Source organism: Natrinema sp. DC36, assembly GCF_020405225.1.
Classification (GTDB): domain Archaea; phylum Halobacteriota; class Halobacteria; order Halobacteriales; family Natrialbaceae; genus Natrinema.
This window is the reverse complement of sequence record NZ_CP084472.1, coordinates 3812690-3828532: the sequence shown is the minus strand read 5'-3', so window position 1 is coordinate 3828532 and position 15843 is coordinate 3812690. Positions and strand designations below refer to the sequence as shown.

At 66.5% G+C, this 15843-nt stretch carries 19 protein-coding genes; 11 read left to right on the top strand and 8 right to left on the bottom strand.

Annotated elements, in window-relative coordinates:
* The first annotated feature begins 129 nt into the window (after positions 1-129).
* Entirely contained in the window at positions 130-294 is a 165-nt protein-coding gene (locus LDH74_RS19490; protein ID WP_226040324.1) for a hypothetical protein, read from the top strand.
* Between the two features lie 175 nt (positions 295-469).
* Here LDH74_RS19490 and LDH74_RS19485 read toward each other — a convergent pair whose 3' ends face one another.
* Positions 470-967, bottom strand: coding sequence for a PaaI family thioesterase (locus tag LDH74_RS19485; RefSeq protein ID WP_226040323.1), 498 nt, complete (start codon positions 965-967; stop codon positions 470-472).
* Positions 968-1059: 92 nt separating this feature from the next.
* On the opposite strand from LDH74_RS19485, the gene LDH74_RS19480 reads away from it, so the two are divergent.
* Positions 1060-1521, top strand: coding sequence for a DUF4385 domain-containing protein (locus LDH74_RS19480; protein WP_226040322.1), 462 nt, complete (start codon positions 1060-1062; stop codon positions 1519-1521).
* A 21-nt stretch (positions 1522-1542) separates the two neighbouring features.
* Here LDH74_RS19480 and LDH74_RS19475 read toward each other — a convergent pair whose 3' ends face one another.
* Positions 1543-2451: a hypothetical protein gene (locus LDH74_RS19475; RefSeq protein WP_226040321.1), complete on the bottom strand. Its 909-nt coding sequence runs from the start codon at positions 2449-2451 to the stop codon at positions 1543-1545.
* Positions 2452-2509: 58 nt separating this feature from the next.
* On the opposite strand from LDH74_RS19475, the gene LDH74_RS19470 reads away from it, so the two are divergent.
* Together LDH74_RS19470 and LDH74_RS19465 are read left to right on the top strand one after the other, a co-directional pair.
* On the top strand, positions 2510-3238 hold the full coding sequence (locus LDH74_RS19470) for a lipoate--protein ligase family protein (RefSeq protein WP_226040320.1): 729 nt from the start codon (positions 2510-2512) through the stop codon (positions 3236-3238).
* 404 nt (positions 3239-3642) lie between these two features.
* Positions 3643-3879 carry a CDGSH iron-sulfur domain-containing protein gene (locus LDH74_RS19465; protein ID WP_226040319.1) on the top strand — a complete coding sequence of 79 codons (237 nt, stop codon included), beginning with the start codon at positions 3643-3645 and terminating at the stop codon, positions 3877-3879.
* Positions 3880-3945: 66 nt separating this feature from the next.
* On the opposite strand, the gene LDH74_RS19460 is transcribed toward LDH74_RS19465, so the two are convergent.
* From LDH74_RS19460 to LDH74_RS19450, 3 genes are all read right to left on the bottom strand, one after another.
* Positions 3946-6501: a cation-translocating P-type ATPase gene (locus LDH74_RS19460; RefSeq protein ID WP_226040318.1), complete on the bottom strand. Its 2556-nt coding sequence runs from the start codon at positions 6499-6501 to the stop codon at positions 3946-3948.
* A gap of 2 nt (positions 6502-6503) precedes the next feature.
* Positions 6504-7370, bottom strand: coding sequence for a sulfite exporter TauE/SafE family protein (locus LDH74_RS19455; RefSeq protein ID WP_226040317.1), 867 nt, complete (start codon positions 7368-7370; stop codon positions 6504-6506).
* Positions 7371-7491: 121 nt separating this feature from the next.
* Positions 7492-7722: a cytochrome-ba3 oxidase subunit gene (locus LDH74_RS19450; RefSeq protein ID WP_226040316.1), complete on the bottom strand. Its 231-nt coding sequence runs from the start codon at positions 7720-7722 to the stop codon at positions 7492-7494.
* Between the two features lie 99 nt (positions 7723-7821).
* Between LDH74_RS19450 and LDH74_RS19445 the strand changes: the two genes are divergently transcribed.
* The 4 genes from LDH74_RS19445 to LDH74_RS19430 are packed head-to-tail and all read left to right on the top strand — an operon-like array spanning position 7822 to position 10809.
* A complete protein-coding gene (locus tag LDH74_RS19445; RefSeq protein WP_226040315.1) occupies positions 7822-8046 on the top strand; it encodes a signal peptidase complex subunit 2 in 225 nt (74 codons plus the stop codon).
* Positions 8043-8855: a cytochrome c oxidase subunit II gene (locus LDH74_RS19440; protein WP_226040314.1), complete on the top strand. Its 813-nt coding sequence runs from the start codon at positions 8043-8045 to the stop codon at positions 8853-8855. Before LDH74_RS19445 ends, LDH74_RS19440 begins: the two co-directional genes overlap by 4 nt.
* Positions 8848-10599 (top strand): b(o/a)3-type cytochrome-c oxidase subunit 1, encoded by a 1752-nt coding sequence (locus tag LDH74_RS19435; protein ID WP_226040313.1) that lies wholly within the window; start codon positions 8848-8850, stop codon positions 10597-10599. The genes LDH74_RS19440 and LDH74_RS19435 overlap by 8 nt, the downstream gene beginning before the upstream one ends.
* On the top strand, positions 10600-10809 hold the full coding sequence (locus LDH74_RS19430; RefSeq protein WP_226040312.1) for a CbaC protein: 210 nt from the start codon (positions 10600-10602) through the stop codon (positions 10807-10809). It begins immediately after the preceding gene.
* A gap of 148 nt (positions 10810-10957) precedes the next feature.
* Here LDH74_RS19430 and LDH74_RS19425 read toward each other — a convergent pair whose 3' ends face one another.
* Both LDH74_RS19425 and LDH74_RS19420 read right to left on the bottom strand, forming a co-directional pair.
* Entirely contained in the window at positions 10958-11992 is a 1035-nt protein-coding gene (locus LDH74_RS19425; protein WP_226040311.1) for a sugar phosphate nucleotidyltransferase, read from the bottom strand.
* 1 nt (position 11993) lies between these two features.
* The gene (locus LDH74_RS19420) at positions 11994-12305 is read right to left on the bottom strand and encodes a hypothetical protein (protein WP_226040310.1); all 312 of its coding nucleotides are present in this window, start codon (positions 12303-12305) and stop codon (positions 11994-11996) included.
* 114 nt (positions 12306-12419) lie between these two features.
* Between LDH74_RS19420 and LDH74_RS19415 the strand changes: the two genes are divergently transcribed.
* Complete coding sequence (locus LDH74_RS19415) at positions 12420-13310, top strand: dihydrodipicolinate synthase family protein (protein ID WP_226040309.1); 891 nt, start codon at positions 12420-12422, stop codon at positions 13308-13310.
* Between the two features lie 492 nt (positions 13311-13802).
* Here the strand turns inward: LDH74_RS19415 and LDH74_RS19410 are convergent, their stop codons facing one another.
* The gene (locus LDH74_RS19410; RefSeq protein WP_226040308.1) at positions 13803-13973 is read right to left on the bottom strand and encodes a hypothetical protein; all 171 of its coding nucleotides are present in this window, start codon (positions 13971-13973) and stop codon (positions 13803-13805) included.
* A gap of 260 nt (positions 13974-14233) precedes the next feature.
* Between LDH74_RS19410 and LDH74_RS19405 the strand changes: the two genes are divergently transcribed.
* Both LDH74_RS19405 and LDH74_RS19400 read left to right on the top strand, forming a co-directional pair.
* The gene (locus tag LDH74_RS19405) at positions 14234-15166 is read left to right on the top strand and encodes a replication factor A (protein ID WP_226040307.1); all 933 of its coding nucleotides are present in this window, start codon (positions 14234-14236) and stop codon (positions 15164-15166) included.
* A gap of 1 nt (position 15167) precedes the next feature.
* A complete protein-coding gene (locus tag LDH74_RS19400) occupies positions 15168-15818 on the top strand; it encodes a DNA-binding protein (RefSeq protein ID WP_180840106.1) in 651 nt (216 codons plus the stop codon).
* The last annotated feature ends 25 nt before the right edge of the window (positions 15819-15843 follow it).

Here is a 15843-nt window from a genome sequence, read left to right as displayed (position 1 = left end):
GTCCCTGCCGCGAATGCGTCCCTTTTCAACGCCGCCGATCGAACGGGGGCGTATGAGATCGCGTCGATCGCAGCCTGTCGAACCGGTGACCGAACTGCGACTCGAGACCGGAGCGAAGAGGGGGTTCGAATGAACGAACGGCGGTTACGACCGGCGTATCTGGCCAGCGTCGGGATCAGCGCGTACGCGTTCTGGTACTTCGCCTCGCTCGGCGACTATCTGTACGCCAGCCCCTTCGCGCTCGTGGTCGTGTTCTCCATCGCTCGCCTTCGGGTGCTGACCGTCGACTCCTGACTGCCGAGCGTCTCGACGCTCGCGAACCTGAGAGAAGGGACGAAAGAACTGAGAACGGGACAGTGAGCCGACGGGGTGAGATGGGACGAGAAACGGAGTTTCAGTAGCCACTGACAGTCATCGTCCTCCTGATCGAACGACCGCATTGCGATCAGTGTGTGACTCGTTTCAGTGGCTACGGAGAGTTCTCGCGGAAGACCCGGTACGCGCCCTGTCCGATCGCCACGGCCTTCGTCTCGCCGTCGGGTGCCGTACTCTCGACGGTGATCTCGCTGACGCCGACGCTGCCGCCGACCCGGATCACGTCCGCGGTCGCCACGAGATCCCCCGTCGCCGGACGGAGGTAGTTGACGTTCAGGTTGATCGTCGCGATCCGCGTCCCGAAGGGATCGTCCATCGCCGTCCGCAGCGAGAGGCCGCCGACGGTGTCGATGAGGGTGGCGGCGACGCCGCCGTGGAGATCCGCCTGCTCGTCGGGCGCGGCGTTCGGCCGCGTGTTCGTCAGTTTCTCGTCGTAGGGGATCGACATCGTCATCGTCCCCTCGCCGACGTTGTCGACGGTCGTGCCGAGCCACGAGAGGAACTCCTGATTCTCCTCGAGGAAGTACTGGAGCATCGCCTCGAGGTCGTCGAACTCATCGACCGCGTCCATCGTCGGCGCGTCGTCGGTCATAGCCACTTCTGGGCCCGCGACGTTCTTGACAGCTACGTTTCCCGACGTGCCCGTTGTCAAGGGTTGATTTGCCTCGCCGCCGTACCGCGCACGTGACCGACGACGCCGACCCCGACGACGGTCCCGAGTACGATATCGATTTCCGCGCCGATCCCGACGCGTACGAGATCGGTCGCGGCGAGGAAGGGGTGTTCAAAGTCGAACCCTACAAGAGCGAACTGCTCCCGCTGTGGTCGTACAGCGACGAAGCGGCCGCCGAGGCGGCCGCCGAAGCGATCTACGAGCGATACGAACGCTATCGGGCGAACGACGAGTTTCCGGGGATGGACATGGCTCGCAAGTACCTGCAGATGGGGTACACCCGGGCGATGCGATACGCGACGTATCCGGGCGGTCGGAAGTACGACGACGACGGAACCGAGCGCGAGCCCCGAAAGTGGGCCGACCCCGACAAGCGAGCGGCCGCGCTCGTCTTCGCGGAGTACTGGGAACGGGTTCGCGAGGACGATGCCTACCAGCGGGCGAAGGCACGCCACCGCGAGCGAACCGACTGATGTCGGCGAAACCCCGACGAGTCAGCCGACGCGGTCGTCTCGCCGGTCGTCGCTCGAGCGAACGCGCACCCGAACGCGCTCGCCGCGCTCGAACTCGCGATCCGGACAGATCAGCTTCGCACCGAAGTCCTCGTCTCGAGCGCAGAACAGCGACAGCCCGGTGATCGCCTCGCCGTTCGCCGTGACGGCCACGTCGTCCCACGCGATCGTGCGACCGTCGGCCACACCGAGCCGGTCGCCGTTCAGCGAGACGACGCGGTCGGCTCCGTTCTCAGCGGGTGAGTCGTCCCGCTCGAGCAGCCCGCCGCCGTCGTAGTGTGGCAGTCCGCCGTCGAGAACGCCGCCGCCGTCGGCTCGCACGCCGACGAACTCGGTTCCCGGGTCGGGGTGTGCGGGCGCGTCGAGAACCGCGTACGTGTCGCCGGTCGAGACGACTCGGCCGGTGCCGTCCCACTCGAGGGGCCGGACCGACACCCCGAGGTCGATCGGGAGCGATCCGGTTGCTCGATAGGGGTTCTGATCGGGCTCGCGAACGCCGACGTGGAGGTGGTTGTCGACCCACGGCGCGAAGAAGCCCGCCCGGACGAGTCGGCCCAGCGAGTCGCCCGGTTCGACCCGGTCGCCCACCTCGACCGAGGGGTCGACGTGGAGGATTCGGACCGTCAGCCCGGACAGCGGGCTGGAATCCGCAGGCTCGAGCAGAATCAGATGATCGTGCTCGGGCGCGTAGGGTTTCGGCGGCGCGCGAACGGTGCGCGTCTCGCGGACGGTGCCGGCGACCGGGCTCGGCGCGGCGGTGGTTCGGCCGTCGATCAGCGTCCCCGGATACAGATCGATCGCACAGCCGCCGTCGTGGGCGGGATACGGCGAGTTGTACAGCGAAAATCGCTCGTAGCGCGCCAGGACGGTCTCGGGAAGCGTGACGGCCATCGTTCGTCGAGACCTGGGCGGCGGGAGCGTTTAGTCTCACCGGGTTCAACGGTTCGGTATGCGCGTCGTTCGCGGACGGAGGGACACGCTCGCGGCCGATCGAGACGCGAGTCGGCGGCTGCTCTCGATCGCCGCCGACGGCGAGCGCGCCGTCCGCGTCTGGACGCCACACCGGCAGGTCGCCTTCGGTCGTCGGGACGCCCGTCTCGAGGAATACGATCGCGCCCGCGAAGCCGCCCGCGAGCGAGGGTTTCCGCCCCTCGAGCGAGACGTGGGCGGGCGAGCGGTCGCCTACGACGGGGAGACGACGCTGGCGTTCGCTCGCGTCGAACCGATCCCGGATATCCGAGCCGGAACGACCGAGCGCTACGAGCGCGTGACAGTCGATCTCGAGCGCTCGCTCGAAGCGCTGGGCCTCGAGCCGACTCGAGGCGAACCCGACGACTCGTTCTGTCCGGGGACGCACTCGCTGTCGGTAGTGGACGCGAGCGCTGACGGACGGCGACGGCGGAAAGTCGTCGGCATCGCCCAGCGCGTCCGACAGGGCGCTGCCCTCGTCGCCGGCGTCGTCCTCGTCGCGAACCGAGAGGAACTCGCGGGCGTGCTCGCGCCGGTCTACGACGCGCTCGGGGTGCCCCTCGAGCCGGCGTCGATAGGGACCGTCTCCGACGCGGGCGGCCCCGCCGATCCGGCGAGGGTTCGGACCGCGATCGAGGACGCGCTGGTCGGCGACGCGACGGATCTTTCGCTCGAGGGCCTCGGTGACGGAGACGAGAGGAATCACTGAAAAGCAGTGGATGAGAGACTACCGGTGAGTACGGGGAAACCGCGGATCACTCGATACCAGCTAACCGGCATGCGGTGGCGCGCGCTGTCGGCCGGCCGAACGTCAGTGAGGGTGGCCGATGACGTTGCGCGAGGGATGAGCGAACGCCGGAGGCGTGAGCGTTAGCGCGGAACCTTCGGTTCCGCGAACCATGCGATCGGGCGCTGCGCGCCCGTGAGCAGAAATCGGCTGGGGAGGGCGTGGCGATTCCCTGTTGCCACGATAGCAGGTCGCTTCATCTCACTCAGTCACTAGCAGAACCCACTGTTCCATTCACAGGAGATAGTGAGCGGCTAAACCGGACTCGAGAGCGTTATCTCGACTCGAGCGAAGCGTTTTGAACGCGGCGGCCCGAGACGTGCCCGATGACACGACTGGTCGAACTCGAGGACAGCGGGCCACGGAGACTCGACCCGTCCGATATTGACGACGAAAAGGGGGACATCGCGGTCTGTCAGTGCGGACTGTCGGACTCGTTTCCGTTCTGTGACGGGAGCCATCGGGCGACGCGCGACGAGGACGACGACGCGACCTACGTCTACGAGGACGGCGAGCGCCGTGAAGTCGAGCGCGTCGTGACGGTCGATAGCAACGACGAGTAGTCCCGCGACGATCGACCCACCGCGTCGGAACTCGGGTCCGCTGTGTCACTCGCGTAACCGAGACTCTCACATCGAACGCGCGGAGTTACAGACGACCAGCGCGCTGCTCGCGGCCATCGCGACGGCGGCGAACAGCGGATTCAGGAGGCCGGCGACCGCCAGCGGGATCGCGACCGCGTTGTAGGCGAAGGCCCAGCCGAGGTTCTGACGGATCCGCCGATGGGTGCTCGTCGCGACGTCGAACGTCTCCGCGACGGCCGTGAGATCGTCGCCGACGATCACCGCGTCGGCCGCGTCGGTCGCGAGCTGGGTCCCGCCGCCCATCGCGATCCCGACGTCCGCGGCGGCCAGCGCGGGCGCGTCGTTGCTCCCGTCGCCGACCATCGCGACCGTTCCTCGAGCCCGGAGCCGGTCGACCGTTTCGGCCTTCGCTTCCGGCGGCACGCCGGCGAAGATCTGATCGACGTCCTCGAGCGAGCGAAACGCCTCGGTCGCCGATCCCTCGTCGCCGGTGAGGACGACGACCTCGCGCCCGTCGGCGAGCGTCTCGAGCGCGTCGTCCAGTTCCTCGCGGGGCGAGTCCCCGACGACGATGAGACCGCGAGCCCGATCGTCCCAGCCGACGACGGCCGGGACGCGGCCGGCCGCGCGAGCGTCGTCGATCCGCGGCTCGAGGGAGTCGGGAACCGCGAGCCCGCGCTCCCGGAGGAAGTCGGGGTGGCCGACGACGACGCGCTCGCCGTCGACGAGGCCGCTGACACCGCGGTCGGCGTGCTCGAATTCCTCGACGGCGCGTTTCGCGACGGTGTCGGCCGCCGCGCGATCGGCCGCGGCGTCGGCCACGGCTTGCGCGATCGGATGCTCGGAGAGCGCTTCGACCGCACCGGCGCGCCGAAGTAGTTCGTCGGCGTCCCGGTTACTCACACCCTCGTCGCCGTCGTCGATCGCGTGAACGCTCTCGTTACCGTCGTCGCTCTCGCCTACCATGTCGTCGCCGTCGTCGACCGCGTGAACGTCCTCGACGGTCATCGTCCCCGTCGTGAGCGTTCCCGTCTTGTCGAGGACGACCACGTCGATGTCTGGCGCGTCCTCGAAGATCGTCTCCGCGGCGACGACGATCCCCCGCTCGGCGGCGGTCTGGACGCCCGCGGCGATCGCCAGCGGGGTCGCGAGCCCGAGCGCGCACGGACAGGAGACGATCACGACCGTCAGCCCGAGCAACAATGCCGTCGACGCGCTCGAGCCGGTCGCGAGCGAGACGGCGGCCGCCCCGACGGCGAGAACGACGACCAGCGGAACGAAGACGGTCGCGAGTTTGTCCGCGAGCCGCTGGACGCCCGGCCGCGAGCTCTGAATCGACCAGAGCAGGGAGACGAGCCGATCGAGGGTGCTCTCGGCCTCGTCGCCGACCGCGATGACGATCGGGGCGTCGGTGACGACGGTGCCACCGCGGACGAAATCGCCGGGCTCCTTCCCGACGGGCAGTGATTCGCCGGTGATCAGCGACTCGTCGACGGCGGCGGACCCCTCTCGGATCTCGCCGTCGAGGGGAACCCGCTCGCCGGGCCGAACGAGGAGCCGGTCGCCGGGCGCGACGGCCTCGATCGGGACGGTCTCGCCGCTCTCGAGGCGGGCCTCGTCGACCTGCTGTTCAGTCAGTTCGGCGAGCAGTCCGGTCGCGCGGCGCTTGACCGACTTCTCGTAGTGGGTGCCCGCGGTGACGACGAGGACGATCGCGACGGTGACATCGAAGTAGAGGTGGCTGTGACCGAGCAGTACCGCGACCGCGCTGTAGCCGTACGAGCCGAGCGCGGCCGTCGCCACGAGCAGATCCATGTTCGGCCGTCCCGCCCGAAGGCTGACGAACGCACCCCGAAGGATCGGGTAGCCGGTGTAGAAGAGGATGAACGACGTGAACAGCCAGATATTCGCCGAGAGAAAGGCGGTCTCGTAGCCGCCGAAGTCGGCGACCGGCTCGAGGCCGAAGTAGGTCGGGTAGAGAAACAGGACGTACCACACCATGACCATCATCCCGAAGAAGCCACCCAGCAAGAGCGGGGCGAGGCCGTCGTCGGCTCCCGCGTCGCCGGCGGCGGCCGATCGATCGGACGCCGCGTAGCCGTAGCCGGAGACGAGATCGGGGAGGTCGTCGGCCGCGAGTCGGTCGGGATCGTAGACGAGCCGGATCGTGTCCGTCGCGTAGCTCGCCGTGGCGCCGAGAACCCCCGGTTCGCGCTCGGCGGTCGTCTCGAGGAAGGCCTCACACGTCGAGCAGTGCATCCCCTCGACCGCGAGGAAGGCGTCCTCGCCGTCGAGGTCGTCGAGATTGCGATCGCGGTCGCGGTCGTCCCCGGCCCGGTCTGGCCGGTCGAGCCTCGACTGCACCGCCGACTCGTCCGGCGCGTCGTTCGCTCGCTCGAGGGTTCGGTGGACCTCGAGACAGCCCCGGCAGCAAAAGGTCCCGGTCACGTCGGCGGCGGCGGTGATCGGCTCTGCGGGGGTCGGCAGGTCACAGAGGTCGCAGGTGTCGGTATCGACGCTCGGTTCGCCGGCCGCGCTCGAGCCGTCGGTCTTCGTCGCGGCTGCCGACGAGCGCTCGGTCGGCGGTGAGTCCCGTACCATCGTTAGAACAGTGGGGTGTACGGCAGTGGTACGTGCGGCAGGTGGATTCCGTACAGCATCAGTCCGTGCGAGAGGGGAATGTAGCCGAGAACGATGAACGCTGCGCCCAGCCCGCGGTGGAGCCGCACGCGCGTCTCCGCGCCGATCGTGGTCATGACGGTGCCGTAGGCGAACAGCGTCGGGATCGTTCCGAGTCCGAGGACGGCCAGCGAAAGCGCTCCGCGCGTCGGTGAGCCGAGCGAGAAGGCGTAGAGGTAGGCCGGGTAGATAATCGGACACGGCATGAGCCCGTGGACCGCGCCGAGCGCCGCGATCCCCGGTGACGTCGCGAGTCGATCGACCCGACTCGAGAGCAGCCCCGAGAGGCGGCGGAACAACGCGCCGACGACGGGGAGGTCGTGGCCAGGAATAGCAGTCCGCCCCCGCACGTAATAGAGCCCGCTCGCGATGATCGCGATCCCGACGAGGATCCCCGTCGCGCCCCTGACGCCGTCGCCGACCGCGGCGACGGCCTCGCTCGAGGCGATCGTGACCGCGCCCAGCAGGCCGAACAGGCCGCCGACGGTCGCGTAACTGGCCGTTCGACCGAGGTTAAACAGGGCGTGCTGGCGCACCTCGTACCCGGTGAGCGTATCGTCGCGGCGCTTGTCGCTCGCGCCCCCGATTCGGTCGGCGTAGGTCGTCACGAGCGGCCCGCACATTCCCAGACAGTGCGCGCCGGCGAGGAGTCCGACGACGAAGAGCACGAGCAGGTTCACACCCTCGAGTCCGGTCCCCGTTCCCGTGGCTCCGATCAGCGGAGGGGCGGCCGAAAGCCGGCCGTATTCGGGTGGCGCGCCGAGTACGGAGGCGGTCGATGCGACTGACATGAAATTACGAACGGTTATGGACGGTCACGGGCGGAGCGGTCACGATCGGTGTCGATACGCGTGCGAGCGGGTCACGAGCGGTGTCGGTTCGAGTACGGCGAGCGTCATCTGGTGGGGCGGCTCAACCGGCTGTGCCGTTTCCGTCGCCATCGTGGTCCTGTCCGTGGCCGTCGGCGTGCGTTCCCTCGACCGGCGACATCGCGAGGTACAGCGAGCCGATGATGAGGACCACGTTGACTGCGCTGACGGCACCGGCGAGTCCCGAGTCGGTGACGCCGTAGATGAGTACTGGGACGATAGCGAGTAGCCCCGCGGTCGCCGCGAGTCGGGGCGCAACTGTCTCGAGAGCCATACCGGTACTGGGAGCGACTAACGTTTAATGCCCTCAGCTATTTTCACGGTTCGGGAATAACGGCTGGCGGTAAGTCACTACCTTCCCCTACTCATCCGTATGAGCTCTCAAACACACCAACAGGATCCTGGAACGCAGCAACAGGATCCCGAACACGTTCGGACGATCGGTCACGACGAGTACGATCCGATCGGGACGCTGGTCCTGATCGGGATCTACTTCGTGATACTGGTATTGCTGTGGCTGTTCATGTACTTCGTCGAGTTCCTCGGGAACGGCCCGACCGTGGTCGGCGCGCTGCTCACGGTGGTGGGACTGGCGTGAACATTCATACCTACGAGAAGGTCTGGCTGGTCGCGTCGATGGTGTTGATCGTCGGCTTCATCGCGACGATCACGTACGGCGCGATCGGCCCCGGCATCGCGATGATAAACGACGAGGGCGGTGACATCAGTCCGGACGCTGTCGGCGACGACGAGCGGTTCGACGAGCCCGGCGTCGAACACGTCGGCGGCAACGAGTACGAAGTGGCCGTCATCGCGCAGGCGTGGTCGTATTCACCGAGCGAGATCGAGGTGCCGGCCAACAGCGAGGTCACGTTTTACGTTACGAGCCTAGACGTGACACACAGCTTCTCCGTCGTCGGGACGAACGTCAACACGATGGTCGTCCCCGGGCAGGTCTCGGAGATGACCGTCCGGTTCGACGAACCGGGGGAGTACGGCATTCTCTGTAACGAGTACTGTGGGGAGTTCCACCACACGATGGAGGGCAAACTGAACGTCGTTCCCGAAGACGAGTTCGACCTGACCGAGCTGTCCGTCGAGGCCCCCGACGAGGTCGCGGCGGGTAACGAGACGACGATCAACGCGACCGTGACAAACGGGATGCAGACCGACCTCGAGACGACGGCGACCCTCGAGATCGGCGACCAGACGGATGAGCGCGAAATCACGGTTTCGGGCGACGGTAGCGAGACCGTCGAGTTCCCGGTCGACACCGCCGATCTGGGGCCGGGCGAGTACGACTGGACGGTCACCGTCGACGGCTACGAGGAGACCGGAACGCTCTCGGTCACCGACGCAACCGCCGGCGGTGACGGCGGTTCCGACGGGGGTGACGGCGATGCGTAACGCCTACGTCGACCAGTTCCCGACCGAAGCGCGCGTGATCAAGGCGGCGTTCTGGAGCTCGTTCATCGCGCTGGCGATCGGCGGGACGCTCGGCCTCGTGCAGGCGCTCCACCGGACGGACGTCTTCCGGTTTCTCGAGTCGCCGGACTACTACACCGTCCTGACCGCCCACGGCGTCTTGCTGGCGATTTCGTTCACGATCTTCTTCCTCGTGGGGATCTTCACCTGGGCGGTGACGACCAGCCTCGAGCGCGGCGTCGAGGACATTCGCTTCACGTGGGGCTGGTACGCCATGATGGTGGTCGGAACGGTGCTGGTCGGCGTCACGATCTTCGCCGGATTCCTCGAGGAGCCGCCCGTGGTACTCGGCTCGGAACTGTACGCGGACGTCCTCTTTACGTTCTACGCGCCGCTGCAGGCACATCCCCTCTTCTACGTCGGGCTGGTGCTGTTCGTCGTCGGCTCCTGGCTCGCCGGGGTCGACTGGTTCCGGACGTGGTGGGCCTGGCGGAGCGAGAACCCCGACGAACGGATCCCGCTCCCGACGTTCATGGTGTTGACGACGACGCTGTTCTGGTACATCTGTACGCTCGGCGTCGCGATTTCGATCCTCGCCTTCTTGCTGCCGTGGTCGCTGGGGATCGTCGACTCCGTCAATCCGCTGTTGACCAGAACGCTGTTCTGGTACTTCGGCCACGCCGTCGTCTACTTCTGGCTCATGCCGACGTACATCCTGTGGTACACGATGTTGCCGAAGTTCTCCGGCGGCAAACTGTTCAGCGACCCGCTCGCACGCGTCGTCTTCGTGCTATTCCTGTTGCTCTCGACGCCGCTGGGCATTCACCACCAGTATCTGGATCCGGGCATCGCTGAAGGGTTCAAGTTCATCGCGATGACGAACACGATGTTCCTCCTCCTGCCGAGCCTGCTCACCGCCTTTACCGTCGTCGCCAGCATGGAACACGGCGCGCGCCAGCGCGGCGGCGAGGGCTACGTCGGCTGGCTCACCGCGCTACCCTGGCGCGATCCGGTCTTCACCGGCATGGCGCTCGCGGGGCTGATGTTCGCCGCGGCCGGCTTCTCCGGCATGATCAACGCGGGGATGAACATCAACTACCTCGTCCACAACACGTGGTGGGTCGTCGGCCACTTCCACCTGACCGTCGGCACCGCCGTCGCGCTGACCTTCATGGCGGCCGCCTACTGGTTCATTCCGCAGCTGACCGGCAAGGAACTCTGGAACCGATCGGTCGCGCTGGGGCAGGTACTGCTCTGGTTTATCGGAATGACGTTCATGTCGAACGCGATGCACCGATCCGGACTGTTCGGGATGCCCCGCCGGACCGCCGAACCGCAGTACCAGGGCTTCGAGTTCGAGCCCGCCGTGGGCACCGTCGGCGAGATCAACGCGCAGGTCGCCCTCGGCGCGGTGATACTGACCGTGTCGCTGGCCCTGTTCCTCCTGAACATGGTCATGACCTCGTTCAACGAGACCAGCGACGCGATCCCCGACAACACCTTCGCCGGCACGCTCTCGGGCCCCGAGGACTCGCCGGCCATCCTCGACAACCTCGCGCTCTGGACCGCGATCGCCGTCGTCCTCGTGATCTTCGCGTACACGCTCCCGCTGGCGAGCATCGTCGACTCGGGCGGTCTGTTCGGCTCCGATATCGACGGCTTCCAGCTCGGTATCGAGACCGGTCGCGCGCTCGTCCTCGAGTCCGTCCGCGAGGTGCTCCCCTAGATGCGCATCTCGAAGGGCGCGCTGTTGGTCGTCATCGCCGTCCTCGTGCCGGTCATCGTCGAGCTCCGAACGGCCCTCTCGTGGTTCGGCATCGAACTGTCCATCCTCGAGTCGCTCGGGCTGGGCGCAGTGCTCATCCTCGGGCTGGTGCTCTGGGCGGCGTGGCCGCCGAACGGTGACGCCGAGACCGACCCCTCGAGCTCGAACTGAGGCTCGCGCCGCTCTCGCTTGATTCTCCGGTTACTACGTTACTACGCATCGGGAGTATCGTAGAAGCTCATCAGTTCAGAAGACAGGACCGAGAAACACGACCGAGTCGAGAATCACGAACCGCCCCGGGTGGCGACGATCCCTTCTCTCAGAACGCGTCACGTTTCCGAAGCCGATCGACCACAGCACGGACCCGCTGGGACGCTCCCCGCGGCGCGACGAGGATCCGATCGTCGAACGCGGCGACGATCAACTCATCGACCTCGAGCAGTGAGACGTGCGAGTCGGGCGCGGCGACGACGTTGTCCGCCGCATCGATCGAGAGGACGTCTCCCGCGACGGTATCGGTCCCCGCGTCGTCGTCAGTGCTCGTCTCGAGCGCTCGGCCGACGGCGTCCCACGTCCCGAGGTCGTCCCACTCGACCGAGAGCGGCGTCACGAACGCGTCAGTCGCGCGTTCCATGATCGCGTAATCCACGCTAACCGGATCGACCGCGTCGAAGCCCCGCTCCGGATCGCCGTCCTCGAGCGCGTCGACCAACGGTTCGAGCGGCGAGTTACGCGCCTCCCGCAACAGTGCCCCGGGCGTCCAGGCGAAGATCCCGGCGTTCCAGTACGCGCCGGACTCGAGGAGGCCCGTCGCATCGTCGCGGTCGGGTTTCTCGGTGAAACGATCGACGACGCCGAAGTCACCGCGCTCGCCGAACTCGCTCCGTTCGGGAACGATGTAGCCGTAGCCCGTCGCCGGCCGCGTCGGCTCGACGCCCAGCGTGACGAGTCCGTCCGTTTCGGCCGCTATTTCGGCTGCGCGCTCGAGCCGTGCGGCGAACGCCGCGTCGTCGTCGACGTGGTGGTCGCTGGGAAGACAGAGCAGGACCGGCTCCCGATCGAACCGCTCGCGGAGCCGCCAGGCGGCGTAGACCAGCGCCGGGCCGGTGTCCTTCCCGTCGGGTTCGACCAGTACGCCCGCTTCGGGCGCGTGCTCGTGGATATCGTCCGCAAAGGAGTCGCGCGTCAGGACGTAGCGCTCGTCGGCGAACGCGGTCCGATCCATCGTCCGCGAGAGCAGCGAGCGCTCGCCGCCGAGCGCGAGGAACTGTTTCGGCCGGTCGCTCCGGCTCGCGGGGTAGAGCCGACTACCGATACCGCCGGCGAGGACGCAAGCGACGATTGGCCGATCCATATTACCAGGTCTCGATTCGCCCTTTTCGGACGTCTTCCGCACACCCCTCGCAGTCGGGGTGGTCCGCTTCGTAACAGGCCGGCCGGTACTCGTCGTCGAGCTTCGCCGCCCGCTGTTCGGCGTAGCGCCGACAGACGATTTTCGCTCGCCCCGCATCGTCCGACGGCAACTCGCGGGCGTTTTTCGCCACCTCGTAGGCCTCGCGGGCCTCCTCGAGTTGGCCGTCGGTCGATCTGCGAAGCTCCTCGAACTGTTCGCCCGCGCCCTGCAGCGTCGAGCGCAGGATCCGCTCGAGCCGACGCCGATCCGCCATTGGACACCCGTTCGACCGGCGGGCACATAGGCCCGTCGGCGACGGCAGCCGTCGGAGTCGGCCGCGCGGATTCGATGACAACGATTTTGCCCGACTCTCCCGTCGAGTACGGACATGGATATCCGCGACGCACTCCGGGGGATCACCTGTCCGATGGTGACCCCGTTCGACGACGGATCGATCGACGAGGCGGCGCTCGCAGACCTGCTCGAGCACCTGCAGTCGGGCGGCATCGACGCCGTCTTCCCCTGCGGAACGACCGGCGAATTTCCGAGTTTGACGGCCGGCGAGCAGCGTCGCGTCGTCGAGGCGACCGTCGAGCGCGCCGACGTCCCCGTCGTCGCGGGTGCCGCGGTGACGAGCGTCGACGACACGGTCGCGGCCATCGACCGCGCCGCCGACGCGGGAGCCGACGCCGCCGCGATCGTCGCGCCGTACTTCACCACCGCGAACGCCCCCGCGGGCAATCGGCGGTTCTTCGAGGCCGTCCTCGAGGACGCGGCGCTCCCCGTCTTGCTGTACAACATTCCCCAGTGTACCGGTCAACGCATCGAGCCCGAAACCGTCGCCGCCGTCGCGGCCCACGAGCGAGCGATCGGGATCAAGGACTCGAGCGGCGACCTCGAGTATTTCCTGTCGGTGCTCGCGAAGACGCCCGACGAGTTCCTGTGTCTGCAGGGGTACGACGCGCTGTTGGTCCCCGCCCTGCGGATGGGGGCCGACGGCGGGATCAACGCGCTGTCGAACGTCGTCCCCGAAGTCATACGAGCGGCGTTCGAACGAGCCGAGGACGACCGCGGCCGCGAACTCCAGCGCGACGCGATCTCGCCGCTATTCGAGGCGTGTACGACCCACGGTTTCGCCCCGGCGACGAAGACGGCGCTGACCGAACGCGGCATTATCCCCACCGACGAAGTCCGCCCGCCGCTGGTCGCCGTCGACGACGCGGGCACCGAAGCGATCAGTGGCGCGCTCGAGGCCGCGCTCGCGGTCGGCGAGCAGTAGCAAGAGTGGGTGTGTCAGAGAACTGCGCGGCCGGGAAAGAAAGCGTACGATTAGCAGTAGTAGACCCAGAAGGTGTGCTCATTCGAACACTCGAGCTCCGTGTGATCACCGAACGCGGCGACGTACGGGCTGATTTTCAGTTCGACGTCTCGTTCTGGGACTGGGACGCGACTGTTCTCTCCGCATCGTGGACACGCGACTTCTCGAGTTTCTTGTACTTGCATCAGCGCTGATCACAGATTATACGTCACGAAAGATAATGAACTATACGCCACTCTACTTGATAAGTTCGCGGTCACGATCTCATCTGCACGTAGCGAATGAGGGTATGGGAGATACAGAACCGCGTGTGAGAGATACCCAATATATTCACTCCGAAAATTACGGCAGCATAACCTGCCAGTCGAACACGGAAAATTCTGGCAGATACTAGGCAGGTTCGTCGAGTCGTGCGGGATACACAGCGCGTCTCTCGCCCCGTTGCTCCATCGATTAGTTGGCAATAATCCGGGCGATCCAGACGATCGGGATCACTGGGATGGCCAATCCGGTGACCAGAAGCACGATGGCGATCACGACTTTCTCGGCGCGACTCGACCCGTGCCATATCGACTGCCACATATCATCGATCGCCCGTGCCGTTCGCTGAATCAATCCAGACATAGATGATACTGCGGGTATAGAGACGGAAAATTTCACGGCATGCAAAGGAGTGGTGGTGTACGACGAGTTCTATGACACCCTGACAACAGTACCAATTGGACCGATCCACACCTGATCGCCAGACCGACGGTGCTCCGTCGACGCCCGCTTGCGGTTTCTTTCGCCGACGTTCACTTCCGCTCCGGTGGCGGTACTTTAAATACTATCGGGCGCGAACGGACGTATGCCTCCCAGTGAAACCAAAGAGGAGGCGAGAAACAATGAGCGACGTACGACAACACGCGGACGACATACACGAGCAGTTTTCGGACCACCTCGACGACGTGAGCGTCGAGGACGTCGAAGAGCGCCTGACCACGCTCGTCGACGAATACAAAGTCCCGATCGACGAGGCGCGCCGGAGCGTCACCAACCACTACCTCGAGGAGGCCGGCCTCGAGCGCGAGGACATCTCGAGTGGCGACAGCGAGAAAGCCAACGTCGAGGACGTCGACGAACCCGAGGAATGGATCGACCTGACGGCCAAGGTCATCGAACTCTGGGATCCCCGCAGCGACTCGGTCGCGCAGGTCGGCCTGCTCGGCGACCCGACGGGGACGATCAAGTTCACCAAGTGGGCCAAGTCCGACCTCCCCGCGCTTGAGGAGGGCGGCGTCTACGAACTTCGCAACGTCGTCACCGACGAGTACCAGGGCCGGTACTCGGTCAAACTCAACTCGACGACGGTGATCGAGGAGCTCGACGACGACCTCGAGGTCGGCAACGACACCAGCGAAATCGAAGGCGCACTGGTCGACATGCAAAGCGGCAGCGGCCTCATCAAGCGCTGCCCGGAGGAGGACTGCACGCGCGTCCTCCAGAACGGCCGCTGTAACGAACACGGCGAGGGCGAAGGCGAGTTCGACCTCCGCATCAAGGCCGTCGTCGACGACGGCATCGACGCTCACGAGGTCATCTTCGACAAGGACGCCACCGAGGACCTGACGGGGCTGAGCCTCGAGGAGGCAAAGGACATGGCGATGGACGCGCTCGACACGACCGTCGTCGCCGACGAGATCAGGGACGATATCGTCGGCACCTACTACCGCATCGAGGGGCCGACGTTCGGCCGCTACGTCCTGGCCGACGACGTCGAGGAACTCGACGGGCCGGTGGATGCAGAGGAACTGCTGATCAAAGCGAGGTCGATGTGATATGAGCCAGTCAGAACTCACCCGCGAAGTCGCCCGCCGCGTCTTCGCCTCCGAATTCAACGACTCGACGTACACCTTCAAAGAGAGCGACGACGAGCGCGCGCCCAACTACGCGCTGCTCCCGACGGGCGACCGCGCGAACCGCGTGTTCGTCGTCGGCACCCTCACCGAGACCGAGGACGTCGGCGACGAGAGCGAGTACTGGCGCGGCCGGGTCGTCGATCCGACCGGGACGTTCTTCGTCTACGCCGGGCAGTACCAGCCCGAGGCCGCCTCGGTCCTCCGGGACACGGAGCCGCCGGCCTACGTCTCCATCGTCGGCAAACCCCGCACCTACGAGACCGACGACGGCACCGTCAACGTCTCCCTGCGGCCCGAGTCCATCTCGATCGTCGACGACGCGACCCGCGACCGCTGGGTCGTCGAAGCCGCCGAACTCACGCTCGATCGCATCGAGGCGTTCGAGGAGTGGGAGGCCGAGCAGGAAGCGCCGGAAAGCGGCTCGACCGCACCGACGAACGAGTACGCCGAGATGGCCCGCGAGCGATACGACTCTCCCGTCGTCAACTACCGTAACGACGTGATCCAGGCGCTCGAGAGCCTCGAGACCGTCGATGAAGCGGACGCTGACGACCCGGAAGCGACGGTCTAAGCACTGAGCGCGGCCAGCTCAATTC